The organism is Ruegeria sp. BHSA123 (assembly GCF_059613425.1).
Map to the genome: position 1 here is coordinate 1 of NZ_JBXWSL010000040.1, position 23,899 is coordinate 23,899.

Genomic DNA, 23,899 nt, shown 5'->3' on the forward strand with positions numbered 1-23,899 from the left:
CGCCTTGGCAACCGCCAGCTATTTGGGAGCGCGTTTGCCAAGGCGCCGGTAACCCAAACAGTGGACGACTTTTGCTCCGCCCAATGGCAGACTTTCTCACCGCCGTTGACAGATTCGCTTAACTAGGCAAACTTCATAACCGGTACGGTTATCATTGGCTAAGTTTCTACTAAAAGCGTTTTTAACCCGGAAAAGCAAATTAGGTTCCTTCCTTCGTGTCGCTGCAAACTTCTGAATGAGAGGCTTAGTCTCGGCGATCACGTGGGAGGAAGGTAGCCAAATCAGCCCACCGCTATGACTGGCTCGGATCTGACGAAGGACCTTGTTGCGGCCGACTTACTTCACCGCGCGCACAGAAGAAAATCAGTGAATTTGACGCCTTCATCCCAGAATGGAAGAAGAAACAGCCGCGTGCCCGTTACGTTGAAGTATCTTAGGGCCAAGTGCCAGGAATTCTGCACTGAGCGTACCTTCGAATGCGCCCGTGCAAAGACCAACGGTGAAAAAACGCAACTCGATTGTTGAGGGTCGCCTGATCAACTCTCGGACTGCGTTCGGCCATGATCTCTGTTCGATTGCGACAGGAAACTGTGTGCCTCAAGTGGAATTGCGCAGTATATTGAGCCGTCGTTATTGGGACGTTGCGGCCCCTCAAAGAGCTCATTGTGAAACCTGTTCGAAACCCATTTGTCCGAACCAATCTTTCATTTCCACATGCCAGTCATTCACCAAAAGATTGCAACTTATCCATCTGCTTTATTCGGTCGCAACTGCCTGAACATGCGCTGCGAAAGCAGGATCAAACATCAGTGCCTTGCACCTGTCGAACCGACCCGTTGCATAGGCCCAGAAATCTTCGGCGGGGTTATCATCGGCATGTTGGATCAAGCCCCAGAGTGTCCACAGAAGATCGCACATCGCCTTGTAGATCACCATTCGCCCGAATTGAGCCGCTGTTGGTGCCGCGCCGAAATAGGACGTCAGCATCTCGATTTCTTGCGCCTCGGTCAGCCCGGCTTCGACCGACAAATCGCCGAGGTCCCAAAGGGCATCATTCATGCCGGAATATTCGAAATCCACGATCCACATACGGTCACCGTTGTCGAGAAAGTTCTCGCAAAGCGGATCGCAATGGCTGGGAACCAGCATGCCCGGCCTGTCTTGCAGCAGCTGTTTGATCGGCGCAGCTTCCGCGACAATTTCTGTATAGCCTTCGGGCAGGGAAATATCCTTTGTTGACAGGACTTTCAGATATTCATCGATCATCGAAAAAAGTTCGAACCGAAATTCGAAAGGGCGGGGTGACTCGTGTAGTTGCCGCAGGGCATGCCCGGCACGTGCGGCCGCTCCGGAGCGCGTTGCGAAAAGCTCGGGTGTCATGGTGACGATACCGTCAATGCAGTCACTGATCATCACACCGGTATCTGCATCCGCCCAAAGCACAGCAGGACCGATACCAGCTTCGGCTGCGACCTTGGCATTGTGAATCTCAACGCCGCGATCGATATAATCCGCGGTGCCATCTCCGGGGATACGAACGATCATGGTGTGCCCGCCGGTTTCCACTCTGTAGACCAGATTGGTCAACCCACCCAGCCGTTTGATTTTGCTGTCTTGTGCTGAGATTTCCTCAAAACCTTTCAGGTTGCGAAGTTCACTCAGGACACGATCAGTGTTTCCGTCAGTCATTTTCTGCCCTCCCCCTCAGGCTTTTAGCCGCTCATTGGTCGGATCGTACAGAGGCCCATCCACCCGGTGGATCTGTTCGCGGTCTCCGAACAATTCGAGTTCGAATTCCGTCTGGTCCATCAGCGCCACCGGAAGATAGCCGTAGATGATCGTTTTCCCGACATGGTACCCATAGCCACCGCTGCTGGCGCGCGAAACGGTTACGCCATTGTGCAGGATGGTTTCCCCCCCGGTCATCGGCAGTTTTTCCTCGGTCACGAAGGTACAGAGTTTCTGGGCTGCGCCATTGGATTTCTGGCCCTCCAGAACATCGCGCCCGAAAAAACTTCCCTTGGATTTCAGGTGGACGCGAGAGCTCAGGCCCGCTTCTACAGGTGTATAGTCCGGGGTGATATCGGTGCTCCAGTAAAGATACCCCTTTTCCAGGCGCAGCGAGTCTATGGTCCGGTAGCCAATGCCGCGGATGCCATAGGCCTGTCCTGCCTTCCAAAGTTGATCATAGACATGAAGTGCAAATTCGGTTGGGATGTGCAGTTCCCAGCCCAATTCGCCGGTATAGCCGATGCGCACCGCACGCACTTTTGCTGCTCCGACCGTAATGTCGCGCGCTGTTGCAAAGGGAAACGCAGCGTTTGAGATATCCTCTTCGGTTACCGCCTGCAGGACGTCGCGCGCTTTTGGTCCGCAGATATTGATCACCGCCCGGGATGAGGTAACCTCGATCAGATGTGCCGATCCGTCTTGCGGCAGATGGCGTCGGATCCAGTCGGAATCGTGCACCCCGAATCCGGCGCCGGTCACGATATAGAAATGGTCGCGCCTCAGGCGGGTGATGGTGACATCCGCCTCGACGCCGCCTTTGTCGTTACAAAGCTGGGTATAGATTACGCTGCCATCCGGCTTGTCCATGTTTGAGACCGCTAGGTGTTGCAACACACCCAACGCGCCAGAGCCGATCAGTTCGAACTTGGAAAAGCTCGATTGGTCGATCAGAACGACACCTTCGCGGGCAGCGCGGTGTTCTTCGGCCGCGAAGACATTCCAACCGGGATTGAGAAAATCGAGTTGATCCACTGGGGCGACCCCAGCTGGCGCAAACCACAAGGGCCGCTCCCACCCGTTCTTTGACCCATAGACCGCCCCGTGTTCTTTCAATCGGTTGTATAGCGGAGACAGTCGCAAATTGCGTGCGGTCTCGGCCTCTTGGCCCGGATAGCGCATCTTGTAGTGATGCGCGTAATGTTCGACGGCTCGGGGATACATAAAGGCCTTGGTCGCATGATGTGGGCTGAACCGCCGCACGTCCAATGGCCAAAGATCCAGGCTTGGACGCCCGTTCAGAATCCATTCCGCGATCATTTCCCCCGCGCCCCCGCCAGCCGCAATACCGTAGAGGAACCCGGTCGAGAGCATCAGGTTTTTAACCTCAGGGGCCCAGCCCATGACAAAATCACCATCGGCGGAGTAGGGGATTGGTCCATTGATGATTTGCCGGATGCCGACCTGGTTCACGACAGGCGTGACGACACCGGCAAGTTCAGCCAGCGGCGCGAAACGGTCAAGATTGTCCGGTAGCAACTGGCGCACGAACTCTCCGGGAATGCCCCGTTCTCCAAATGGCAATGTGTCGTCTTCGTAACCTCCGATGACCAGACGCCCGCCAGCATCGGGCTTGTAATAGACCAGACGCTCAGGGTCGCGCAGCGTGGGCAGGCCCTTGACCAATTCCGGCTCTGGCAACGGTTCTGTTACGACGTATTGGTGCTCGACAGCGCAGGCTGGCACCACGACGCCCAGTTTTGCGGCCAGTTCACGGCTCCACATGCCCGAGGCCAGCACAACGGTTTCCGCCTCATAGTCGCCGTTGGTTGTCATCACTTTGGTTATGCGGCCATTGCGGATTTCGAAATCCTTGACCTTCACCCCCTGCCTGATCTGTGCGCCGTGGCTCCGCGCACCGGCTGCAATCGCCAGACACAGGCCAGCGGGGTCAACGTGGCCATCCGATGGAATAAAGGCAGCCCCCTCTAACCCGTCGGCATCAATATAGGGAAACAGGGCTTTCGCTTCGTCTGGTGAGATGATTTCCATCTCCAGGTCAAAACTGCGTGCCATTGTCGCCAGACGTTTTGCCTCCAGCAGCCGTTCCTTGGTTGCCGCCAGCCGCAAGCTGCCGACTTTCTTCCAGTCGAACTCCATACCGGTCTCGTCGGCCAGCCGGTCATAGAGCGCGACCGATCGTTTCAGCATCCGGGTCGTATTGCGGGAAGACCGCAGTTGCCCAACCAGCCCGGCAGCGTGCCATGTTGCCCCCTCTGTCAGAGATGCCTTTTCCAGAAGGACGACATCCGTCTCACCTGCCCGGGCCAGATGATAGGCGATTGAGCATCCGATGATGCCGCCGCCAATAATAAGGTGTTTTGCAGAATGGGTTGTCATGGCCTCGCCCCTGTCGACAAATTTGATGCCAGATCATCGTATCGACCAACAGAAATCAACGAAAATTAAAAAAGAGTGTTGAAATATGTTGATTTAAAGAGGTATCAACAATTCATCCTGTTAGAATCCAACATCCGAGTGGCTGAATGTCGAAATACGAAAAGGACATCCTAAGCGCGGTTAACATTCATGGCCGAATCTCGGTCATGGACCTGGCGCAGAGGCTTAACGTTTCCGATCAGACAATCCGTCGAATTGTGAAGCCGTTGGTGGATGCGGGGCACATCGACAAGGTTCACGGCGCGTTGGTCAGCACCCAAAAGGTTCTGGATCCCCCTTTCATCGCGCGTATGACAACCAACCGCGCGGCGAAAGTCGCCATTGCAAAGTCCATTTTGAACCTTGTGCCTGATAACGCGTCCATTGCTATTGATACAGGATCTACGTCGGGTTTTGTGGCTCAGGCTCTCAAGGCGCGCAGAGATCTTACCGTGGTGACGAATTCAGCGTTCATTGCAACAACTCTGGCGATGGGGAACGGCAACCGGGTATTTATGGCGGGCACACAGCTTAGAAATCATGACGGCGCAGCGTTCGACCGCGCGGCCTTTGACGTTATTGCAAATATGTCGGTGGAATACTCGATCCTGTCGGCGTCGCGTGTGCATCCGAAACAGGGTTTTTTGGTGTTCGAACAATGCGAAGTCGATATTGCGGTCGCAATGAAGGCGATCAGCGAACGATGTTTCATGGCAGTGGACTCGACCAAGTTCCAGGCATCCGAACCCAAACCGGCCTTGCATCTTCCAGCTCTTTCGGCAAGTGACTTCCTGATAACCGAGCGGAAGCCTACGTCAAAATTTGAAGGCGTTATAGGTCGGGCAAAGACAGTAATCGCCGCAGATTAGTTTCAAGCTTTTGACGAATGAGCGGCTAAGAAAGGACGCGGCCCACCTGCACGCCGCGTTCAGTCATGTTCTGGACAGAGTGTACCGGGGTTATAAGTTAACAGCGTGCAAGACTGGATCCTTGGGGAAGTGACAGGGCTTCAATGTGATCAAGTTGCGAACTGTTAACGAACTGTTTTATGGGAACAAACGTCAGATCACCTATGCTCCCCAACTGTATTTTAAAGTTGGCAACATAGTCTTCGTCCGCAAATGCGCGGCGTACGTCGCTCCGCCGCGCGTGTTTTCGGGCATCTAGGTCCGGATTAGAAGATAAATTGGCCAGCTGTAGACATCCGGATCTGCTTCAGTGGCTGAGAATCTTGGAAAGGAAATCCTGAGCACGCGGGCTTCGCGGGGAACCAAAAAACTCGGCCGAGGGCGCGTCTTCGACGATTTCGCCATGGTCTATAAAGACCACGCGGTCGGCCACCTTCTTGGCAAACCCCATCTCATGCGTGACGACCATCATCGTCATGCCTTCCTTGGCCAGTTCCACCATGACGTCCAGAACCTCGTTGATCATCTCTGGGTCGAGCGCCGATGTTGGTTCGTCAAAGAGCATTGCCATCGGCTCCATCGCAAGGCCGCGGGCAATCGCCACCCGCTGCTGCTGGCCGCCGGACAACTGAGAGGGGTATTTCTGCGCATGTTCCGTCAGGCCCACGCGCTCAAGAAGTGCGAGCGCCTTTTCCTCCGCCTCTTTCGGATCGCGCCCCAGCACCTTGATCTGGCCGATCTTGATGTTCTCGGTCACGTTCATATGGGGAAACAGCTCAAAATTCTGAAAGACCATACCGATCTTGGAGCGCATCTTGTCGAGATTTGTCGATTTCGCGGTGATCGAGGTGCCCGCGACGGTGATCTCGCCATCATTGATCGGCTCAAGCCCGTTCACCGTTTTGATCAGCGTGGACTTGCCCGAACCAGAAGGGCCGCAGACCACGATCACCTCACCTTTGGCGACGCTGAGGGTACAGTTCTTCAGAACCTGAAAGGTCTTGCCGTACCATTTGTTGACATTCTTCATCTCGATCATGTGGCAAGCCTTTTTTGCAGATACCGGACGCCCATGGAGGCGAGGAAACAGAGGGTGAAGTAGACCGCAGCGACGAAGAGGAACATTTCCACCAGCTTCTGGTCACGGTTTGCAACGATCTCGGCACTGACAAGGAAATCGCTTAGGCCGACGACCTAGACGAGCGATGTGTCCTGAAAGAGGATGATCGCCTGTCTCAGCAGGATCGGAGTCATCGCCCGGAAGGCCCGAGGCAGCACGATATAGCGCATCGACTGGCTGTAGGTGAGGCCGATGACGCGCGCGGCGGCCAGTTGTCCGGGGCGGACAAAGTTGATGCCGGCCCGGATGATCTCGGAATAATAGGCGGCCTCAAACAGGATAAATGCCACGAGAACCGAGGAGAAGGCGCCGACAGGTCGCCCGACGATAAGCGGCATAAGGAAGAAGAGCCAGAAGATCACGAGGATCAGCGGCAGCGAGCGGAAGAAGTTGACATAGGCCGCAGCAAACTGCCCCAGAACCGGTACCTTTGCGATGCGCAGAAGGGCAAGGACCGTGCCAAGGACGATACCCCCTGCCACTGCGAGGCCCGTCAGTAGAAAGGTCATTTTAATGCCGTCCCACAACAGTTCGCCATTGACGGGAATGACGGAGAAATCGAGTGTCATTACGCAGCCCCTTTTGCGAAGGTGCCGGGCAGGGCGGTCATCCTGTCGACCCGCCGCATAACCGCCATCACCGTGAAGGTGACAAGGCTGTAGACCACAGTTGCTGCGGTGAAGGCTTCAAACCCCTGGAACGTATATTCCTCGATCTGTCGTGTCATCGCCGTCAGTTCGACGACACCGATGGTCAGCGCTAGCGAGGAATTCTTGAAGATCGTCAAAAACTCGCTTGTCAGCGGCGGGATGATGATGCGGTAGGCATTGGGCAGAAGAATATATCGATGAACCTGCACCTCGGTCATGCCGATGGCGCGGCCTGCCTGGCGCTGGCCACAGCCCACGGCCTCGATTCTTGAACGGACCTGTTCGTAGACACGCGAGGCGGTATAAAGGCCGATAGCGACAATGGCGGTGGTCAGTGCCGGGAAGGGCATGTCGCGCTTGACCTAACGCGACCAGTCATCCGGCAGGACTTCGGGGAAAACGAAGTACCACAGGAACAGCTGTACCAGCAGCGGAAAATTGCGGAAGATCTCTACATAGGTGGTGCCAACGGCCCTGAGGACCGGGCTGGATGAGGTGCGGAAGACACCGAGCGCTGAGCCCACCGAAAAAGCGATTGTCCTGGCCAGAAGCGAGATAACTATGGTCCAGCCGAAATAGGGCTCGCGGAACAGAATGCCCCAGTCCCAATTATAGTTCATGTCATCCCCCTGCCGCAGCTGGGGAGGGGCGGATGTACCCGCCCCTTCTTTTGTTGTTTATTCTGGCAGTGCCTGAATTTCGAACGCGGTCGCCAGTGTATCGGAAAGCGGCATGTCGATGTTTGTCGGGCCCGGCTCGAACCAATTGGCGTAAATCTCCTTGATCTCACCAGAGCGCATCAGACCGGCCGTGACCGTACGTCCAAGACGTTCGAACGTGGAGTCGTTGCGCTGCACCATCAGGGCATAGGGATCGAAGGACAGGTACCGCCCGGTGACCTGATAGCCAGTCGGATCGGACGCCTTTGAGATCAGGCCATAGAGCGGAACATCGTCCGAGCCATAGGCGTCGATGCGGTCCGTTTCCAGCGCCAGCCAGCCCTGGCTGTGATCCTTGACCGGTACGATCTCGACGTTCAGGCCCTTTTCTTCGATGATGGCCTTGATCGCCTTTTCGTTGGTCGTGCCCGTAGACAGGCCAATGACCTTTCCTTCCTGATCCTCGATCTCGGTGATGCCCGACCCGGTTTTAGAGGCAATCTTGGTGCCGGTGAGGAAGGTCGTGGGCGGATATTCCACCTGCAACTGGCGGGTCAGGTTGTTGGTGGTGGAATCGCATTCCATGTCGATCGTGCCATTGGCATCAGTGAGATGCAGGTCTGGCCGGTGACCGGCACATAGTGGACCTCCAGATTGTCTACGCCAAGCTCCGCCTTGATCGCATCGACAATCTTCAGGCACAGGTCGATCGAATAACCGATCGGCTTATTAACAGGGCCGATACAGGAGAAAGGGATCTAGGTTTCCCTTTGGCCGATACTGACCACGCCGCGTTCTTGAATGCGCTGCAATACCGGGCTCTCGCCGGCATCGGCAAAGGCCGGACCCGCAAGGGGAAGAATCGCCGTGACGGTCACTTGTGCAAGCATGTGCTTCATTTTCGTCTCCTCCCAAAAGTCTGTCTCTATTAGGCTATAGCTTTCATATGGTGCAGTTTCCGCGACCATCTTTGATCCGCCGGGGCTGCACCCTAGCCCCCATCCATCACGCCGAATACCGCGCACCACCCCGACGGACTCGCATTATCATTACTCAATACATGCGCTATCTGAAATTTGTATCGCTATTTAGGCAAGTTTATATGCAGAAACTGCATGCTAATGTGTCGCCGTGGACAAAGACTCAATACTCGATCTGCTCGCGCTGATCCGCGCCGAAAGCGTTTCGCTTGCCGCGCATAGCCGCATTTCTTCGCAATCCGCCTATTCCAGGCGACTTCAGGCCCTTTAGCATCTGTTTGACACTGAACTGTTGGACCGGTCGCGACGACCGTTAGGCCCGACCTATCAGCTCAGGTCCCTACAGGTGGAGCTTGAAGCAGCACTCGTCGGCCTCAACCGGCTTTCCGACGCTTTTGCGATCACGTCCGCTGAACCATTGCGGATATCCGCATTGCATTCGATCTCGGCCAACATCCTGCCTCGGGCGCTTGCCGCGTTCGGCGACACGCTGGCATCTCACGACTTGCGGCTGCGGTCGGCCAATCAGGAAACCTGCTTTCAGATGCTGATGACCGAAGAGGTCATGGTTGCCTTCTCCTACGAGGCTGAAACCCGCAGGCTAAACCCGCCAAAGGATCTGGTGCATCGCGCACTTGTCGGCAAGGACGGGTTCGTTCCCGTGGCAGCCGCGGGGGATGTTGCAGGAGTTTCAGGCGCGTAGCGAGCGGGACGAGGTGTTGCCGATCATCTGCTATCCATCCAACGTCTTTATGGGTGATCTCACCCGCTCGGTGCTGTTGCCGCAAATTCCGCAAAGGGTCTCGTTAAAGATCGTTTCGGGCCTGACCCAGACGATCGCCAAATGCATTGAGCACGGGCTGGGTGTCGGATGGCTGCCACGAAGTTCCATCGAAGACCAGTTAGCGAATGGAACCCTGGTCGAGCTTTCCGATCTCGGCTTTCCGACCGCCTTGATCGACCTGACCATGATGCGGCTCAAGACGCGCAGCTTTTCCCAGCCCGAAAAAGTGGTTGAGGCGATCTCTGCCGAAATATCGGCAATCTTTTCGCGGCAGGCCTGACGCCTGTTCGTTGCCGTCGGCGGTTTCCGCGGCCTTGTCGAAATCCGTCCGTTTCAGCAGTTCGCCCAACTGTCAGTGTAGTCAAGACGCCATCTCCACTGATGCTGACATATATAAGTTACTGCGGCAAAACCGGTGACGCCAAGTCGACGCACCGCCTGAGTAACGTCGGGCTCAGAGGCCAGTGCAGTCACTCCACGATGCCTATCCGTTCGATCTGTTGCACTAACGTACCACAGCTGATCAGGGCCTGCCCCGTTGCCAGGATCATCTGGGGCAGGATCATCCATTCTAGCGTCCAGGCAACGCCGGAACGTTCCTGCTCGTGCACCAGCGCCTGATGCATGCCCGACAGTTGGGTTGCGTTGAAACGAGCCAGTGCGACCAGCAGTTCCGCACGGACCGGGTTGCGCTTGTGAGGCATCGCCGAAGATCCGCCGCCACCTGTCAGCGAAACCTCGTCCACCCCTTGCTGGGCCATGAGCGACACGTCCTGACCAATCTTCCCCAGCGATCCGGTTATCAAGGAAAGCCATGAGGCAAGTTCTGCAAGATTGTCCCGGCGGGTATGCCAGTTTGCATTGCAGCTGGCCAGGCCAAGCCTGTCGGCCATATGATCTGCGATTGCCTGTCCGGATCCGAGCATCCCAACGCGGTCGCCAACGGCGCCGCCAAGTTGCAGCACAAGCAATCTGGGCTGCAATTCGGTCAGGCGTTTCTGGTGATCGGCCAATGGCAACCGCCAGTTTCGCAGGCGCGTGGCAACCGAAATCTGCAATGCCGCCTGCATTCGGGTTCGCCCCATCATCACGTGTTCGCCATATGCCTGCTCCAGCGCCACAAGCGCATCTATCAGGTCTGAAAGACGGGCCGAAAACACCTCCAGAATGTCTTTGATTGACAGAACCAGAGCGTTGTCGACAACATCCTGCGACGTCATCCCCTTATGCAGCGCGACGTGGCAATGATCGGGCAATGCCGCTTTGAGTGACCGCACCAGCGAGGGCACCACCACGCCATCCAATGACGTCCCGTCGCGCAGCGCCTGCATGTCGGGACGGTGTTGTCGGATAAGTTTAGCCGCGGTATCCGCCACCTCTGTTGGTACCTTGCCGACCGCCGCCAAAGCCTCAGAATATGCGGCCTCGACGGACAGCATGTGTCTTAGCTGAGTCTCTGCGCCCAGCATCTCTGAGGTCTGCGGGTCCTCAAACAGCCCGCTGAGCCAGGGATGAGTGGAAAGCTGTTCCATCCTATATGTGGCCTTTGAATTGTAGCGGGCGGATATCAATCGTCATGGCGCCATTCCTCCCTGCGCTCAAAGAGCCAAAATCTCGCGGGCCTGTTGCCAGGTGGCGACCGGACGTTCGTGCTTTGCGCATAACTCGGTCACGCGATTGACCAGCGCAGCATTCGAAGGCGCAAGCGTGTTGCGGTTCAGCCGGACATTGTCTTCCAAACCTGTCCGCGTGTGCCCGCCCGCAGCAACGGCCCATTCATTTACCACAATCTGGTTTGGACCGATCCCGGCGGCACACCATTCGGCATCCGGTGCGCGATCCTGCATGGATTTCACGTAAAAGTCGAACACGGCCCTGTCGACCGGCATCGCGTTTTTGACACCCATGACAAATTGAACATACAGCTTGCCATACAGCTTGCCTTCCTTGTGCAATCTGATCGCTTGCAGGATGTGGGACAGGTCAAACGCCTCGATCTCGGGTGTGACTTTGTATTTTTGCATTTCGGCTGACAGCCAGTCCACCAGGTCGGGTGGATTTTCGTACACCCGGGTGGGAAAGTTGTTCGACCCGACAGACAGCGACGCCATGTCAGGGGCCAGGGGCAGCATTCCGCCCCTGGCCTGACCGGCGCCTGACCGCCCACCAGTGGAAAACTGGATGATCATTCCGGGACAGTGTTTTTGCAAACCCTCTTTCAGGAGAGCGAATTTGTCGGGGTCGCTGCTGGGCGTCTGATCATCGTTGCGAACATGGGCGTGGACAATGCTGGCCCCGGCCTCGAACGCCTCTTGCGTGCTTTCGACCTGTTCCGCAACCGAGATCGGCACCGCGGGGTTGTTGTTTTTGGTAGGCAGGGAACCGGTGATGGCCACGCAGATGATGCAAGGTTTGGTCATGGTGACTTCCTGAAATGAGTGCCGCCTTGGGAAGGCAACACCAAGTAATCAGATATCAAAAAAGACGGTCTCATCTTCGCCTTGTATCTTGATATCGAAGCGATAGACAACTTGACCGTCCCGATTGGTGCGTTTGGCCAGCAGCGTTGCGCGGCGGCGTTCCCATTCGATGAGATTAAGGACCGGGTCCTTGCTGTTGGCCTCTTCCTCATCCTCGAAATAGATACGCGTATTCAGACCGACATTGATGCCCCGGGCTACAACCCAAAGGTTTATGTGAGGCGCTTGCTGGTCCACGTTTCGTCCCGGTGTCGGGCCGGGTTTGACTGTGTCGAACGCCCATTCGCCGGTTTCAAAATTGGTGATGACGCGTCCCCAGCCGCGAAAGCCGTCTTCGACATCGCAGCCGCCCTCAGGATGGGCATAGACGCCCCTGGCATTTGCCTGCCAAGCCTCAAGCAAGACATCCTTGATGGGCGATCCTGCCCCGTCCACGACCAGTCCTTCGACCCGAATACGCTCACCTTCGGCATTTGGTCCGGCTATATCCCAGCCCAGTTCCTGCCTGTAGATCTCAAATCCGGCAGCCCCAGGCGCCAGACCGATATGGACGTAAGGCCCGGCTGTTTGCGAGGGGGTTTCCTTTAGATAATCCAGCTGTTGCATCTTCAGTTCCCCTCCAGACGGTTTTCAAACAGGGTCGAGCGCCGACCGCGCAAGACCACGTCAAATTTATAGGCGATGGTATCCAGAGGGATCGTTGAATTCATATCGAGCCGCGAAATCAGGCGGCTGATCGCATCGGCATCAGGAATAGTTTTCACGATCGGACACCTGTTGATCAGCGGGTCACCTTCGAAATAGCATTGTGTGATCAGGCGCTGTGCAAAACCTGTTCCGAATATCGACATGTGGATATGGGCGGGACGCCAGCTGTTCACCCAATTGCGCCAGGGGTAGGCACCGGGTTTTACGGTGCGGAAGAAATAATACCCGTTTTCATCTGTCAGGGTGCGGCCACAACCACCGAAATTGGGATCGATCGGTGCCAGGTAGGTATCCTTCTTGTGGCGATAGCGCCCACCCGCATTCGCCTGCCAGATTTCCACCAACGTGTTTGGCACCGGACGTCCGTTTTCATCCTGCACCCTGCCGTGCAGAATAATTCGCTCGCCAATCGGGCTTTCACCGGGCTGCGCATAGTTCGAGATCAGGTCCTTATCCAGAGGATCAACATCGTTGTGGCCAAAAACCGGGCCGGTGACCTCACTGATCGAGTTTTGCAGCGAGATCAGCGAATATTGCGGTGAACGGGTCACGCTGGTCTTGTAGTCGGGCGTCAGTGCAGGTGGGTGCCACTCGCGGTCACGCTGGTAGAATTCACCTTGTTTCAACATTGTCGGATCACACTTCCTTTTTGTCTAACTGGGGTTTCTGCGCGTTTCCCATTCAGTCCTGTTCCATTTCGTCATACGTTTGTTTTGCCAGCCTGAGGGCCTGATTGGCGCGTGGTACGCCCGCGTAAATCGCGACGTGCTGAAACGCTTCAAGTACATCCTGCTTGCTGGCGCCGGTACGGGCTGTGGCGCGGATATGCATCGGGATTTCTTCGAAATTGCCCAACGCAGCCAGCAAAGCCAGCGTCAGCATGGATCTCTCACGGTCGCTGATCCCGTCCGAAGCCCAGACAGTGCCCCACGCGCCTTCGGTGATAAGCGTCTGAAATGGACCGTCCAGATCAGATTTGGCGGCTTCGGCACGATCCACATGGGCATCGCCCAGAATTCTGCGCCGCACTCGCATACCGGACGCGTATTTGTCACTCATTGCGGTTCTCCATCAGGAATGCGGACAAGTGTTCAGCATAGGTGGCGGGGGCTTCCACGCATGGCAGGTGCCCGGTGTTGGGTATTTCGGCATAGCGCGCCCCGGGGATCATAGCACAGGTCTGCCGGACCAGTTCGGGCGGGCAGGCGCGGTCATCTGATCCGGCGATGGCCAGAACTGGCAATCGCAGCGCCCAGGTCATGGATTCAAGATCAACATTTGAAATCGCGTTGCAGCATCCCAGGTACCCAGAAACAGGGGTACGCACCAGCATGTTGCGCCAAAGCAGCACGTTATCGGTTGCCCTGAAACCCGCTGCAAACCAACGGTCCAGAATTGCGTCAGCCACAGACTCGATGCCGGACGATCGGATTGCGCCCATCCGGTCACGCCACATCTGGGCCGTCCCCATTTTTGCGGCGGTGTTGGAAAGAACAAGGGCGCGGATCAGGTCTGGTCGGCGCGAAGCCAGCGCCTGACCGATCATGCCGCCAATCGACAGGCCGACAAACACCGTGTCGCGAACCCCGATATGTTCAAGCAACGCCTCGGCGTCATCTGTCAGCTCAGCCAAGCTGTAAAGTGCCTGAGGGCATTCCGACAGGCCGTGACCACGCAGATCGAACCGGATCAGGCGCAGCCCCTTGGGCAGCAAGGGCAAAACTTTGTCCCAAAGGCGCAGGTCAGTTCCCAGCGAGTTGGCAAACACCACAGGCGTGCCATCTGGATCGCCATCCTCACGCCAATGCAGGTGAATGTTATCCAGCGCCGCAATCTGCATCAGTAGGGCAGCCCGACGTAGTTTTGTGCAAACACCGATTGGGCCTCTTTGTTTTCGCGCAGGAAATCAATGTCAGCCTTCTGTATTTTCAGGTCAAAGCCGTTCTGTTCCGGAAAACGGTGCAACAGGTTGGTCGTGGACCAACTGAACCGCTCGGCTTTCCAAATTCGGGCCAACGCTTTTTCGGAATAGCGGTCGATGCCTTCGCTGTCGTGGTTTTTATAGAATTGCAGCAGGGCGTTGTGCAGATAGTGGATGTCGCTTGCCGCCGTGTTAAGCCCCTTGGCCCCGGTGGGGGGCACGATATGCGCGGCATCACCACACAGGAACAAACGGCCCCAGCGCATTGGTTCAGTCACGAAAGACCGCAGCGCCGCAATTGATTTTTCGACAGATGGCCCGGTGATCAGTGTCTCAGCATATTGCGCGGGAATCCTGCGTTTCAGCTCCTGCCAGAAGGCTTGATCAGTCCAGTCATCGGCACTGTCAGACAGCGAGCATTGAATGTAGTAACGGCTGAGGTTCTCATTGCGCATGGAACAAAGCGCAAAACCGCGTTCCGACCCGGCATAGATCAGTTCGTCATGGACCGGGGGAGTTTCGGACAAAACGCCCAGCCAGCCAAACGGATAGACCTTTTCATATTCCCGGCGCACGGTCAGCGGGATGGTTTGACGCGACACCCCATGAAACCCGTCGCACCCGGCGACAAAATCGCAATCAATCCGGTGTCCGGTCCCATCCGCTTGATACGTCACATAAGGTGCATCGCTGTCAGCCCCATGAATCTGAAGATCATCGACGTTAAAAGCAATCTTGCCGCCCATCGCATCGCGTACATCATACAGGTCGCGGGTTACTTCCGTTTGTCCGTAAACAACCACATGTTTGCCCGTCAGCTCTTTAAAGTTGATGCCGAATTCGATATCGCCATACGAGATCACTGTGCCGTCATGGACAAAACACTCCTTGTCCATCCGATCTGCTACACCGGCTTCGCGCATCAGCTCCACAAAACCGGTTTCCAGAATGCCAGCGCGAATGCGACCCAGAACATATTCCCTGGTTTTGCGCTCTAACACGATGGTGTCTATGCCGTTGCGGTGCAACAACTGGCTGAGCAAAAGACCTGAAGGTCCACCGCCGATGATCGCGACCTGAACGCGCATGTTGGCTCTCCTGATTTCGCGTGTCTAATAATTGAACGTCATTTCTCGATATGTAAAATGAGTTCTGCTTGGACTTAGTTGCTATAATTGGAAAGTTATGATAGATCGCCGCATCAAAGTTAGGCATATTCAATGTTTTATTGAGATATGTCGCGAGAAAAGCCTGAAAGTTGCGGCAGAGAAGCTGTTTCTCACGCAACCGGCGATATCCAAGACGCTTAAGGAGCTTGAGGATATTCTGGGCACTGTGCTGTTGTCCCGTAACCGGTCCGGTGTTTCTCTGACGCGGCAGGGCGAAGTGTTTCTGCATTTCGCCGAAATGTCGCTGGCCGCTTTGCAGCAGGGCTTTTCTGGTGTAGAGCAGATCGAAGCGCGCGGCAGGGCCAGTCTTCGGGTCGGGGTGCTGCCTTCGGTTGCGGCCCGTTTGATGCCAGCCGTTGCCACCGAGTTTTCCGAACTTGCGGGCAATGCCCGACTGAGCGTTTTCGACGGTCCACATGGCCATTTGATGGAGCGTCTTCGTCTGGGCGACCTGGAGCTTGTTATCGGGCGTTTGGGTCGCCCTGAAACCATGCAGGGCATTTCCTTTACCCAGCTTTACGAGGAGAAGGTCGTCTTCGTCGTGCACGCGGATCACCCGCTGCTGAAAGCCCCCGATCTCAGGCGGATTACCGAGTGGCAAGTGCTTTATCCACCTGAAGGATCGGCAATCCGGCCCTTGGTGGATCGCCTCATGATCGCGCATGGGATTGGTGAAATCGAAGATCGTCTGGAAACTGTCTCGGGTGCTTTCGGACGGGTGTATACCCGACAGACCGATGCGATCTGGATTATCTCGGCAGGGGTGGTCGCCAATGAAATCAGCGATGGCCACCTTGTAGCGCTGCCGTTTGATACGTCGATCACACGCGGGCCCGTTGGGCTGATGCGTCGGCCTGACCAGGTTCTGTCACCTCAGGCGCAGGTTTTCGGGTTGGCTTTGGACAATGCAATTGCGAGGTTGGGCTTGTCGCCTGATGGTGCGACCTCTGATAACTAAGGCTGGTCCATTCTGCCGGGGTGGCGCGAGGACAGGAGCACAAGATGGATGACAAGGAACGCAGAATCCGTGAGGCGATTATCGAGAAATGCCTTTTTCTGAATTCCAGTGGTCTTAGCCAGGGAACATCCGGCAATATCTCGGCCCGATACGAGAACCGGATGCTGATCACACCTTCGGCGACGCCATATGACAAGCTGACCCCCGAGATGATCGTCTCAATGCCATTTGATGGAGACTATGGGAGTTGGGATGGCCCGCTCAAACCTTCGACCGAATGGCGGTTCCACTTCGACATCCTCAAGACCCGCCCCGATATGGGCGCTGTTGTCCATGCACATCCGACCTATTGCACGGCGCTGGCGATTGCACACAAAGAGATCCCGGCAGCGCATTACATGGTCGCGGCCTTCGGTGGTACTAATGTTCGCTGCGCACCCTATGCGCGCTTTGGAACGCCCGAGCTGTCGGAGCTGGCGATCGAAGCGCTGCAAGACCGAACCGCCTGTTTGCTTGGCAATCATGGGTCCATTGCCATGGGTGAGGACCTGGACAAGGCCATGTGGCGCGCGGTTGAGCTGGAAACCATTGCCCGGCAATATTACCTTTCCTTGGCCCTCGGTCCGGTAATCCTGACCGATGAACAGATTTCTGAAACGCTATCCGGTTTCGCTTCTTACGGCATTCATGACGACTACAAGGACGTCGCAGAAGGTACTGCCGGGAAGCAAAATGAGCCTGAACAGACCTGACGACCAAGGTGGTTGCGCTGGGGGTCGATATATTGGGCTCAAGTCCAAAACGCCGCGACTTGATCAGGAGGTTTTCGGCTGTTCGGCGTTGGCGTCACGCGTCTTACCGTTCGCGCGGATACGGCAGCCTATTGATTTATTGCCGCGCGTAAAGAAAATGTAAGGTCAAAGCAAAAGAATTCCGTAAGCGGGTAGGTATGGCAAAAATAAGAAATATGGAGGAGTTTGCGGCCCTCAGCGGGATTTCTCGGCCAACGGTTTCCAAATATTTCCACGACCCGGAAAGCGTTCGTTCCTCTACGCGGGCGCGTATCGAAGAAGCTTTGGAAAAGTTCGATTACCGCCCCAACATCTATGCGGTGAACCAGAACCGAAAGCTGACCAAGAATATCGGCATCGTTGTTCCCTATCTAGCCGATCCATTTTTTGCCGAGATGGCCAGATACCTTGAGCAGAGCTGTATTGCTGCCGGGTATCGTCCATCTCTTTTCAGCTCGCATGGTGAACAGAAGCTGGAGAATGAAATTCTCGATAGTTTGCGCTCTCTGAAACCGGCGGGAGTGCTGTTTGCCCCATTAGGGCGTGCCTCAGACCGCGCTTACATCGAGAAGTTTTGCGCCGAGGTGCCTACTGTTCTGTTTGACAGCAACCTTGAAGGGTTGGGCGCCGCATTTATTGGATCGGACAATTTCAGTTTTGTGTCCCAAACCGTGGAATACATGACCCGGACGGGTGAACCTCCGTCTTTCTTTGAAATGCGCACGCCAGCAAACCCAAACGCCAACAAGCGACGCAAGGCATATATAGAGGTTATGGAACGTCTGGGGTTCGAGCCCGATGTCATTAAAATTGATGGCGAAGGCTGGGCGTTTGAAGAGATTGGGCATCAAGGTGCTTTGAGAGTGTTGGAGAAAGGCGCTCTCAGGACGAACTCGGTTTTGTGCAGCAATGACCGTCTTGCGATCGGATTTCTGGCAGCCTGTTATGAGCAGGGGATTCGGGTTGGGCGAAAGGAAGATTGCTCACTCCGCGTCGCATCAAATGACGACCACCCCTTTGCAAGATTTACTTGTCCATCGCTGACAACAGCTGCGCATGATTATGACAACGTGGCTGGGCGCAGTGTGGATACCTTGTTTGAACTCATTGAAAGCGGGGGAAAATTTGACGATCGGACGGAAACTCTGTTTCCGGCACGGCTTGTCTTGAGGGAATCTGCATGAACTAAAATTTAACGCGCGTAAAGTTTATATTGACGCCGCGACAATTTATAAACTAGGGTCTCTGTACAGCATCCAAGCTCAGGGAGGACAGGGATGTATTTGAAGAACGCACTTCGTGCGGCGACTGCGTTGACTTTCGTCGTTACGGCAGCAGCCCAAGCGGAAACCATCACGATCGCGACCGTCAACAATGGTGACATGATCCGGATGCAGGGCTACACAGACAACTTCACCAATGCGACAGGCATTGATGTCGAATGGGTGACGTTGGAAGAAAACGTTTTGCGTCAGCGCGTCACGACCGACATCACCACCAAAGGCGGTCAGTTCGACATCATGACCATCGGCATGTACGAAACCCCGATCTGGGGTGCGAACGGCTGGCTGGTACCGCTGGACGGTTTGTCCGATGAATATGATGTTGGTGATCTGCTGCCTGCGATGGCAGGCGGGTTGAGCCATGATGGCACGCTTTATGCTGCGCCTTTTTATGGCGAAAGCTCGATGATCATGTACCGCACCGACCTGATGGAAAACGCCGGTCTGGAAATGCCAGAAGCACCAACATGGCAATTCATCCGTGAAGCTGCGGCTGCCATGACTGATCGCGACAACGACATCAACGGCATCTGCCTGCGCGGTAAGGCGGGCTGGGGTGAAGGTGGTGCCTTTATCACTGTAACCGGCAATTCCTTCGGTGCGCGCTGGTTTGATGAAAACTGGAAGCCCCAGTTCGATCAGCCTGAGTGGAAAGAGGCGCTGACGTTCTTCGTCGACATGATGAGTGAATCCGGCCCAGCTGGCTATGCCACTAACGGTTTCAACGAGAACCTGTCTTTGTTCCAGCAAGGAAAGTGCGGCATGTGGATTGACGCCACCGTTGCCGCGTCTTTTGTGACAAATCCGGAAGACTCAACCGTAGCTGACAAAGTTGGCTTCGCACTTGCACCAAATTCGGAAGGCGTCGACAAGCACGCCAATTGGCTTTGGGCTTGGGCGCTGGCGATCCCGGCGGGAACTCAGCGGGAAGATGCGGCCAAGCAGTTCATCGAATGGGCAACCTCGAAAGACTACATCGAGCTGGTGGCTGAAAACGAAGGGTGGGCCAATGTGCCTCCGGGCGCGCGGACCTCGCTTTATGAGAATGACAACTACAAGGCGGTCCCATTCGCAAAAATGACTCTGGAATCGATCCTGAAGGCTGACCCGCAGAATTGCTGTGTGCAGCCGACGCCCTATACCGGTGTCCAGTTCGTGGCCATTCCGGAATTTGCAGGGATTGCCACACAGGTTAGTCAGGAATTCTCGGCCGTTTATGCCGGGCAGCAAACAGTGGATGAGGCGCTTGCCAAAGCGCAGGCCTTCACAGCAGAAGAGATGGAAGCCGCAGGGTACTGAGGCAACCTTCCCAGCAGGGGGCAAATCTTCTGTCCCCTGCTCCCACTTCCACAATTCGTGTTTTTCTCGCAGGCTGTCTTACGCCTGAACAGAGAGGTCTTGCGCAATGGCAACTCAACATTCCAGATCAGTTGCACGCCTGATGATGACACCCGCAGTGGTGCTGCTGCTTGGCTGGATGCTCGTGCCACTGACGATGACCCTGTATTTTTCCTTCAAGAAGTATCTTCCCCTGCGGGGCGGTGATCTCGGATGGGTGGGTTTCGACAACTATATCCGATTTGTTTCGTCCAGTTCGTTCTGGCCCGCCGTTCAGGCAACGCTTGTCATTGTTCTCGGCGTGTTGGCGATTACGGTCATTCTGGGCATCCTGCTGGCGATGCTTTTAGATCAACCGATGTGGGGCCAGGGGGTGGTGCGCATCCTTGTCATTGCGCCATTCTTCGTTATGCCGACCGTTTCGGCTCTGGTCTGGAAAAACATGTTCATGGACCCGGTCAACGGGTTGCTGGCCCATCTGTGGCGCTTTTTTGGGGCTGAACCGGTCTCGTGGTTGTCCGAAGCTTCAATGACCTCAATTGTCATGATCGTGTCGTGGCAATGGCTGCCATTTGCGACACTGATCCTTTTGACCGCAATCCAGTCGCTGGACAGTGAGCAACTGGAAGCTGCTGAAATGGACGGCGCTCCGCCGCTCAAGCGGTTCTACCACATCATTCTGCCGCACCTTAGCCGTGCAATCACAATCGTAATCCTGATCCAGACAATCTTTCTGCTTTCGATCTTTGCCGAGATTTTCGTCACCACAGGTGGCGCGTTCGGCACCCGTACACTCACCTACCTGATCTTCCAGCGCGTTTTGGAAAGCCAGAATATCGGTCTCGGATCAGCCGGAGGTGTCTATGCAATCATTCTCGCCAATATCGTTGCGGTCTTCCTGATGCGCATTGTCGGCAAGAACCTGGACGCGTGAGGAGATAAAACCATGGCCCGCACCGTCACAATCCAACGCAAGTCGGTGAACACAGCCCTGGCTTGGGCCGTCGGTCTGCTGATCTTTTTCCCGATCCTCTGGACGATCCTGACCAGCTTCAAAACCGAAGCGCAGGCCATTGCGAGCCCGCCACTGTTCCTGAACTTTGACTGGACGCTTGAGAACTATGCTGTCGTACAGGAACGCTCGAATTACATGCGTTTCCTTTGGAACTCGGTCATCATTGCAGGTGGGTCAACCCTGTTGGGTGTGATCATTGCCGTACCGGCAGCATGGGCAATGGCGTTTGTTCCTTCGAAACGTACAAAGGACATTCTGCTTTGGATGCTCTCTACCAAGATGTTGCCGGCAGTCGGTGTCCTTTACCCGATCTACCTGCTGTTCATCCGTCTGGGGCTGCTTGATACACGAGGTGGATTGGTCGTCGTGTTGATGCTGATCAACTTGCCGATCATCGTCTGGATGCTCTACACCTACTTCCGTGAAATTCCCGGTGAAATCCTTGAAGCCGCACGGATGGACGGGGCGACACTGAAAGAGGAAATCCTGCACATCCTGACACCCATGGCTGTTCCGGGCATCGCTTCGACTGTTTTGCTGAACTTCATTCTTGCCTGGAACGAGGCGTTCTGGACCCTCAACCTGACAGCCGTTGACGCGGCCCCGCTGACCGCATTTATCGCCAGCTATTCCAGCCCCGAGGGCCTGTTCTTTGCCAAGCTCAGCGCGGCTTCGACAATGGCGATTGCACCGATCCTGATCCTTGGCTGGTTTAGCCAGAAACAACTTGTCCGCGGCCTGACTTTTGGCGCTGTGAAATAAGGAAAACTTATCATGGGACGTATTCAACTCAGGTCCGTGACCAAAAGCTTTGGCGACGTACAGGTTATCCCGCCACTGGATCTGACCATCGAAGACGGAGAGTTCACGGTGTTCGTCGGGCCATCGGGTTGCGGCAAGTCCACTTTGCTGCGTCTGATTGCGGGGTTGGAGGACATCACGTCAGGTTCCATCGACATTGACGGGGCCGACGCGACAAACGTACCACCCGCAAAACGCGGTCTGGCGATGGTGTTCCAGTCCTATGCCTTGTATCCGCACATGTCCGTTCGCAAGAACATCGCCTTTCCCTTGCGCATGGCAAAACTGGATCAGGCCGAAATCGACAAACGTGTGAAAGGGGCCGCGCAGGTTCTGAACCTGACCGACTATCTGGATCGCCGCCCCGGCCAGCTGTCCGGTGGCCAGCGTCAGCGCGTTGCTATCGGGCGTGCCATTGTCCGTGAACCCGCAGCGTTCTTGTTCGATGAGCCGCTGTCCAACCTGGACGCTGCGCTGCGCGTTGGCATGCGGTTGGAGATCAGCGAGTTGCACGAACGGCTGGCGACCACCATGATCTATGTGACCCATGATCAGGTTGAAGCAATGACGATGGCCGACAAGATCGTCGTGCTTCAGGCTGGTGTGATCGAGCAGGTCGGAAGCCCGCTGGACCTGTATCGTACGCCACGAAACCTTTTTGTCGCCGGGTTCATCGGTTCGCCCAGGATGAACTTTATCGAAGGCGAAGAAGCTGCAAAACACGGCGCACATACAATCGGCATCCGCCCCGAACATATTGCTGTGTCCGAGAGCGACGGAACCTGGAGCGGTGTTGTAGGCGTGTCCGAGCATCTTGGATCAGATACGTTTTTCCACATACATGAAACCGGTATGGCGGAAACAATCACGGTGCGAGCAGACGGAGAAGTTGGATTTACGCATGGCGACCGCATCTACCTGACGCCACGTGCCGACGTGCTTCATTGTTTTGACGCGCAAGGGCTGCGGATCGAATGAAGCGACTGGACGGAAAAACCGCGCTCATCACTGGGGCTGCGCGCGGAATCGGGCTGGCCTTTGCAAAAGCTTACGTCGCCGAAGGTGCGCGTGTGGCCATTGCCGACATAGATTTCGCGCGGGCGCAATCCGCAGCCACGGAAATCGGTGACGCTGCAATGGCGGTCGAAATGAATGTTGTTGATCAGGACAGCATCGACATTGCTGTTGCGCGCACAGTGGATCAGTTCGGCCAGATTGACATTCTGATCAACAATGCTGCCGTTTTCTCAGCAGCGCCAATCATCGAAATCGACCGCTCCGATTACCAGCGCGTCTTTGATATCAATGTTTCGGGCACCTTGTTTACAATGCAGACCGTTGCGCGACACATGATCGACGCCAATGTCAAAGGCCGGATCATAAATCTGGCCTCACAGGCTGGTCGGCGTGGCGAACCTTTGGTCGCCGTTTACTGCGCCAGCAAGGCTGCCGTTATATCTTTGACGCAGTCAGCGGGGCTCAATCTGATCGCTCACGGGATAAATGTGAATGCGATCTCACCCGGTGTTGTTGATGGAGAGCATTGGGACGGCGTCGACGCCTTCTTTGCGAAGTACGAAAATAAAAAACCGGGGCAGAAGAAGCGTGAAGTTGCATCAGCGGTACCGTTCGGCCGTATGGGACGGGCCGAGGATTTAACCGGGATGGCGGTGTTTCTGGCGTCTGATGAAGCGGAATACATCGTGGCCCAGACTTACAATGTCGATGGCGGAAACTGGATGAGCTGATGACCCCTTTGGCGGACATAACACCGGTAGAGCTGTGCCTCGAACGCCTCGGATCGCTTCCTGCGGATGTCAAAATACCCGGATACCGGCGTGAAGACCTGACCCCTGGAATTGTTCATATTGGGCTTGGGAATTTTCACCGTGCGCATCAGGCATGGTACATCCACAGGCTGATGCAAAAAGGGCAGGCCTTGGACTGGGCGATCATCGGGGCCGGCGTTCGGGCTTTTGACGCGGACATGCGCGAAAAGCTGATTGGGCAGGACTGTCTGACAACTTTGATCGAGCTTGACCCGTCCGGCGTTTCGGCCGAAGTCATCGGTCCGTTGATGGACTATCTGCCCATTGAACCCGAAAATGCGCCTCTGATCCGGAAAATGTCCGATCCCGCCATTCGGATCGTGTCCCTTACCGTAACG

27 protein-coding genes are annotated in these 23,899 nt (G+C 55.7%); 12 read left to right on the top strand and 15 right to left on the bottom strand.

Going from position 1 to position 23,899, the window contains the following annotated elements; genetic code table 11:
* Positions 1–756 precede the first annotated feature (756 nt).
* Positions 757–1,689: a phosphotransferase gene (locus tag AC2FNC_RS15595; RefSeq protein ID WP_496715828.1), complete on the bottom strand. Its 933-nt coding sequence runs from the start codon at positions 1,687–1,689 to the stop codon at positions 757–759.
* Between the two features lie 15 nt (positions 1,690–1,704).
* Positions 1,705–4,128, bottom strand: coding sequence for a GcvT family protein (locus tag AC2FNC_RS15600; protein WP_496715829.1), 2,424 nt, complete (start codon positions 4,126–4,128; stop codon positions 1,705–1,707).
* Between the two features lie 146 nt (positions 4,129–4,274).
* Between AC2FNC_RS15600 and AC2FNC_RS15605 the strand changes: the two genes are divergently transcribed.
* Positions 4,275–5,036: a DeoR/GlpR family DNA-binding transcription regulator gene (locus AC2FNC_RS15605; RefSeq protein WP_480495848.1), complete on the top strand. Its 762-nt coding sequence runs from the start codon at positions 4,275–4,277 to the stop codon at positions 5,034–5,036.
* 346 nt (positions 5,037–5,382) lie between these two features.
* Here AC2FNC_RS15605 and AC2FNC_RS15610 read toward each other — a convergent pair whose 3' ends face one another.
* From AC2FNC_RS15610 to AC2FNC_RS15635, 6 genes are all read right to left on the bottom strand, one after another.
* Entirely contained in the window at positions 5,383–6,114 is a 732-nt protein-coding gene (locus AC2FNC_RS15610) for an amino acid ABC transporter ATP-binding protein (protein WP_496715830.1), read from the bottom strand.
* 155 nt (positions 6,115–6,269) lie between these two features.
* The gene (locus AC2FNC_RS15615) at positions 6,270–6,764 is read right to left on the bottom strand and encodes an amino acid ABC transporter permease (RefSeq protein WP_496715832.1); all 495 of its coding nucleotides are present in this window, start codon (positions 6,762–6,764) and stop codon (positions 6,270–6,272) included.
* The gene (locus tag AC2FNC_RS15620) at positions 6,764–7,195 is read right to left on the bottom strand and encodes an ABC transporter permease subunit (RefSeq protein WP_496715833.1); all 432 of its coding nucleotides are present in this window, start codon (positions 7,193–7,195) and stop codon (positions 6,764–6,766) included. The genes AC2FNC_RS15615 and AC2FNC_RS15620 overlap by 1 nt, the downstream gene beginning before the upstream one ends.
* Before the next feature lie 12 nt (positions 7,196–7,207).
* Positions 7,208–7,465: an ABC transporter permease subunit gene (locus AC2FNC_RS15625; RefSeq protein WP_480555691.1), complete on the bottom strand. Its 258-nt coding sequence runs from the start codon at positions 7,463–7,465 to the stop codon at positions 7,208–7,210.
* A 57-nt stretch (positions 7,466–7,522) separates the two neighbouring features.
* Complete coding sequence (locus AC2FNC_RS15630) at positions 7,523–8,089, bottom strand: ABC transporter substrate-binding protein (protein ID WP_480520872.1); 567 nt, start codon at positions 8,087–8,089, stop codon at positions 7,523–7,525.
* A 173-nt stretch (positions 8,090–8,262) separates the two neighbouring features.
* Entirely contained in the window at positions 8,263–8,403 is a 141-nt protein-coding gene (locus AC2FNC_RS15635; RefSeq protein WP_480555687.1) for a hypothetical protein, read from the bottom strand.
* 427 nt (positions 8,404–8,830) lie between these two features.
* Here AC2FNC_RS15635 and AC2FNC_RS15640 point away from each other — a divergent pair, with 427 nt between their 5' ends.
* Both AC2FNC_RS15640 and AC2FNC_RS15645 read left to right on the top strand, forming a co-directional pair.
* Positions 8,831–9,187, top strand: coding sequence for a LysR substrate-binding domain-containing protein (locus tag AC2FNC_RS15640; RefSeq protein WP_496715836.1), 357 nt, complete (start codon positions 8,831–8,833; stop codon positions 9,185–9,187).
* Positions 9,165–9,548, top strand: a complete 384-nt coding sequence (locus AC2FNC_RS15645; RefSeq protein ID WP_496715837.1) for a LysR substrate-binding domain-containing protein — start codon at positions 9,165–9,167, stop codon at positions 9,546–9,548. Before AC2FNC_RS15640 ends, AC2FNC_RS15645 begins: the two co-directional genes overlap by 23 nt.
* Positions 9,549–9,738: 190 nt before the next feature.
* Here AC2FNC_RS15645 and AC2FNC_RS15650 read toward each other — a convergent pair whose 3' ends face one another.
* The 7 genes from AC2FNC_RS15650 to pobA all read right to left on the bottom strand — a co-directional run bounded on the left by AC2FNC_RS15650 (position 9,739) and on the right by pobA (position 15,465).
* Positions 9,739–10,800, bottom strand: a complete 1,062-nt coding sequence (locus AC2FNC_RS15650; RefSeq protein WP_496715838.1) for a 3-carboxy-cis,cis-muconate cycloisomerase — start codon at positions 10,798–10,800, stop codon at positions 9,739–9,741.
* 66 nt (positions 10,801–10,866) lie between these two features.
* A complete protein-coding gene (locus AC2FNC_RS15655; RefSeq protein WP_496715839.1) occupies positions 10,867–11,688 on the bottom strand; it encodes a 3-oxoadipate:acetyl-CoA acetyltransferase in 822 nt (273 codons plus the stop codon).
* A 48-nt stretch (positions 11,689–11,736) separates the two neighbouring features.
* Positions 11,737–12,354: a protocatechuate 3,4-dioxygenase subunit alpha gene (gene pcaG, locus AC2FNC_RS15660; protein WP_496715840.1), complete on the bottom strand. Its 618-nt coding sequence runs from the start codon at positions 12,352–12,354 to the stop codon at positions 11,737–11,739.
* A gap of 2 nt (positions 12,355–12,356) precedes the next feature.
* Entirely contained in the window at positions 12,357–13,085 is a 729-nt protein-coding gene (gene pcaH / locus AC2FNC_RS15665) for a protocatechuate 3,4-dioxygenase subunit beta (RefSeq protein ID WP_480555681.1), read from the bottom strand.
* A gap of 52 nt (positions 13,086–13,137) precedes the next feature.
* Positions 13,138–13,515 carry a 4-carboxymuconolactone decarboxylase gene (pcaC, locus tag AC2FNC_RS15670; protein ID WP_480477645.1) on the bottom strand — a complete coding sequence of 126 codons (378 nt, stop codon included), beginning with the start codon at positions 13,513–13,515 and terminating at the stop codon, positions 13,138–13,140.
* A complete protein-coding gene (pcaD, locus tag AC2FNC_RS15675; RefSeq protein ID WP_496715841.1) occupies positions 13,508–14,296 on the bottom strand; it encodes a 3-oxoadipate enol-lactonase in 789 nt (262 codons plus the stop codon). The genes pcaC and pcaD overlap by 8 nt, the downstream gene beginning before the upstream one ends.
* Positions 14,296–15,465, bottom strand: a complete 1,170-nt coding sequence (pobA, locus tag AC2FNC_RS15680) for a 4-hydroxybenzoate 3-monooxygenase (RefSeq protein WP_496715842.1) — start codon at positions 15,463–15,465, stop codon at positions 14,296–14,298. The genes pcaD and pobA overlap by 1 nt, the downstream gene beginning before the upstream one ends.
* 97 nt (positions 15,466–15,562) lie before the next feature.
* Here pobA and pcaQ point away from each other — a divergent pair, with 97 nt between their 5' ends.
* The 9 genes from pcaQ to AC2FNC_RS15725 form a co-directional block, all read left to right on the top strand.
* Entirely contained in the window at positions 15,563–16,504 is a 942-nt protein-coding gene (pcaQ, locus tag AC2FNC_RS15685) for a pca operon transcription factor PcaQ (RefSeq protein WP_480520862.1), read from the top strand.
* Positions 16,505–16,548: 44 nt separating this feature from the next.
* Complete coding sequence (locus tag AC2FNC_RS15690; protein WP_496715844.1) at positions 16,549–17,256, top strand: class II aldolase/adducin family protein; 708 nt, start codon at positions 16,549–16,551, stop codon at positions 17,254–17,256.
* Between the two features lie 197 nt (positions 17,257–17,453).
* The gene (locus AC2FNC_RS15695) at positions 17,454–18,479 is read left to right on the top strand and encodes a LacI family DNA-binding transcriptional regulator (protein WP_480560444.1); all 1,026 of its coding nucleotides are present in this window, start codon (positions 17,454–17,456) and stop codon (positions 18,477–18,479) included.
* A gap of 93 nt (positions 18,480–18,572) precedes the next feature.
* Entirely contained in the window at positions 18,573–19,877 is a 1,305-nt protein-coding gene (locus AC2FNC_RS15700; RefSeq protein WP_496715845.1) for an ABC transporter substrate-binding protein, read from the top strand.
* Between the two features lie 106 nt (positions 19,878–19,983).
* Positions 19,984–20,850, top strand: coding sequence for a carbohydrate ABC transporter permease (locus AC2FNC_RS15705; RefSeq protein WP_480555671.1), 867 nt, complete (start codon positions 19,984–19,986; stop codon positions 20,848–20,850).
* A 12-nt stretch (positions 20,851–20,862) separates the two neighbouring features.
* Complete coding sequence (locus tag AC2FNC_RS15710; RefSeq protein ID WP_480520854.1) at positions 20,863–21,693, top strand: carbohydrate ABC transporter permease; 831 nt, start codon at positions 20,863–20,865, stop codon at positions 21,691–21,693.
* A 12-nt stretch (positions 21,694–21,705) separates the two neighbouring features.
* Positions 21,706–22,710 carry an ABC transporter ATP-binding protein gene (locus tag AC2FNC_RS15715; RefSeq protein ID WP_496715846.1) on the top strand — a complete coding sequence of 335 codons (1,005 nt, stop codon included), beginning with the start codon at positions 21,706–21,708 and terminating at the stop codon, positions 22,708–22,710.
* Entirely contained in the window at positions 22,707–23,480 is a 774-nt protein-coding gene (locus tag AC2FNC_RS15720) for an L-iditol 2-dehydrogenase (RefSeq protein WP_480555669.1), read from the top strand. Before AC2FNC_RS15715 ends, AC2FNC_RS15720 begins: the two co-directional genes overlap by 4 nt.
* The coding region (locus AC2FNC_RS15725) for a mannitol dehydrogenase family protein (protein ID WP_496715847.1) at positions 23,480–23,899 on the top strand (420 nt) is incomplete at its 3' end. The genes AC2FNC_RS15720 and AC2FNC_RS15725, both read left to right, overlap by 1 nt.

Excerpts from the sequence above, each read along its gene's own strand:
- AC2FNC_RS15700 (WP_496715845.1), top strand. The coding sequence starts at position 18,573 with ATGTATTTGAAGAACGCACTTCGTGCGGCGACTGCGTTGACTTTCGTC.
- pcaG (WP_496715840.1), bottom strand. The coding sequence starts at position 12,354 with ATGCAACAGCTGGATTATCTAAAGGAAACCCCCTCGCAAACAGCCGGG.
- AC2FNC_RS15715 (WP_496715846.1), top strand. The coding sequence starts at position 21,706 with ATGGGACGTATTCAACTCAGGTCCGTGACCAAAAGCTTTGGCGACGTA.
- AC2FNC_RS15630 (WP_480520872.1), bottom strand. The coding sequence starts at position 8,089 with ATGGAATGCGATTCCACCACCAACAACCTGACCCGCCAGTTGCAGGTG.
- pcaC (WP_480477645.1), bottom strand. The coding sequence starts at position 13,515 with ATGAGTGACAAATACGCGTCCGGTATGCGAGTGCGGCGCAGAATTCTG.
- AC2FNC_RS15695 (WP_480560444.1), top strand. The coding sequence starts at position 17,454 with ATGGCAAAAATAAGAAATATGGAGGAGTTTGCGGCCCTCAGCGGGATT.
- AC2FNC_RS15595 (WP_496715828.1), bottom strand. The coding sequence starts at position 1,689 with ATGACTGACGGAAACACTGATCGTGTCCTGAGTGAACTTCGCAACCTG.
- AC2FNC_RS15620 (WP_496715833.1), bottom strand. The coding sequence starts at position 7,195 with ATGCCCTTCCCGGCACTGACCACCGCCATTGTCGCTATCGGCCTTTAT.
- pcaD (WP_496715841.1), bottom strand. The coding sequence starts at position 14,296 with ATGCAGATTGCGGCGCTGGATAACATTCACCTGCATTGGCGTGAGGAT.
- pobA (WP_496715842.1), bottom strand. The coding sequence starts at position 15,465 with ATGCGCGTTCAGGTCGCGATCATCGGCGGTGGACCTTCAGGTCTTTTG.
- AC2FNC_RS15720 (WP_480555669.1), top strand. The coding sequence starts at position 22,707 with ATGAAGCGACTGGACGGAAAAACCGCGCTCATCACTGGGGCTGCGCGC.
- AC2FNC_RS15625 (WP_480555691.1), bottom strand. The coding sequence starts at position 7,465 with ATGAACTATAATTGGGACTGGGGCATTCTGTTCCGCGAGCCCTATTTC.
- AC2FNC_RS15615 (WP_496715832.1), bottom strand. The coding sequence starts at position 6,764 with ATGACACTCGATTTCTCCGTCATTCCCGTCAATGGCGAACTGTTGTGG.
- AC2FNC_RS15650 (WP_496715838.1), bottom strand. The coding sequence starts at position 10,800 with ATGGAACAGCTTTCCACTCATCCCTGGCTCAGCGGGCTGTTTGAGGAC.
- AC2FNC_RS15635 (WP_480555687.1), bottom strand. The coding sequence starts at position 8,403 with ATGAAGCACATGCTTGCACAAGTGACCGTCACGGCGATTCTTCCCCTT.
- AC2FNC_RS15705 (WP_480555671.1), top strand. The coding sequence starts at position 19,984 with ATGGCAACTCAACATTCCAGATCAGTTGCACGCCTGATGATGACACCC.
- AC2FNC_RS15690 (WP_496715844.1), top strand. The coding sequence starts at position 16,549 with ATGGATGACAAGGAACGCAGAATCCGTGAGGCGATTATCGAGAAATGC.
- AC2FNC_RS15605 (WP_480495848.1), top strand. The coding sequence starts at position 4,275 with ATGTCGAAATACGAAAAGGACATCCTAAGCGCGGTTAACATTCATGGC.
- AC2FNC_RS15655 (WP_496715839.1), bottom strand. The coding sequence starts at position 11,688 with ATGACCAAACCTTGCATCATCTGCGTGGCCATCACCGGTTCCCTGCCT.
- pcaQ (WP_480520862.1), top strand. The coding sequence starts at position 15,563 with ATGATAGATCGCCGCATCAAAGTTAGGCATATTCAATGTTTTATTGAG.
- pcaH (WP_480555681.1), bottom strand. The coding sequence starts at position 13,085 with ATGTTGAAACAAGGTGAATTCTACCAGCGTGACCGCGAGTGGCACCCA.
- AC2FNC_RS15600 (WP_496715829.1), bottom strand. The coding sequence starts at position 4,128 with ATGACAACCCATTCTGCAAAACACCTTATTATTGGCGGCGGCATCATC.
- AC2FNC_RS15610 (WP_496715830.1), bottom strand. The coding sequence starts at position 6,114 with ATGATCGAGATGAAGAATGTCAACAAATGGTACGGCAAGACCTTTCAG.
- AC2FNC_RS15710 (WP_480520854.1), top strand. The coding sequence starts at position 20,863 with ATGGCCCGCACCGTCACAATCCAACGCAAGTCGGTGAACACAGCCCTG.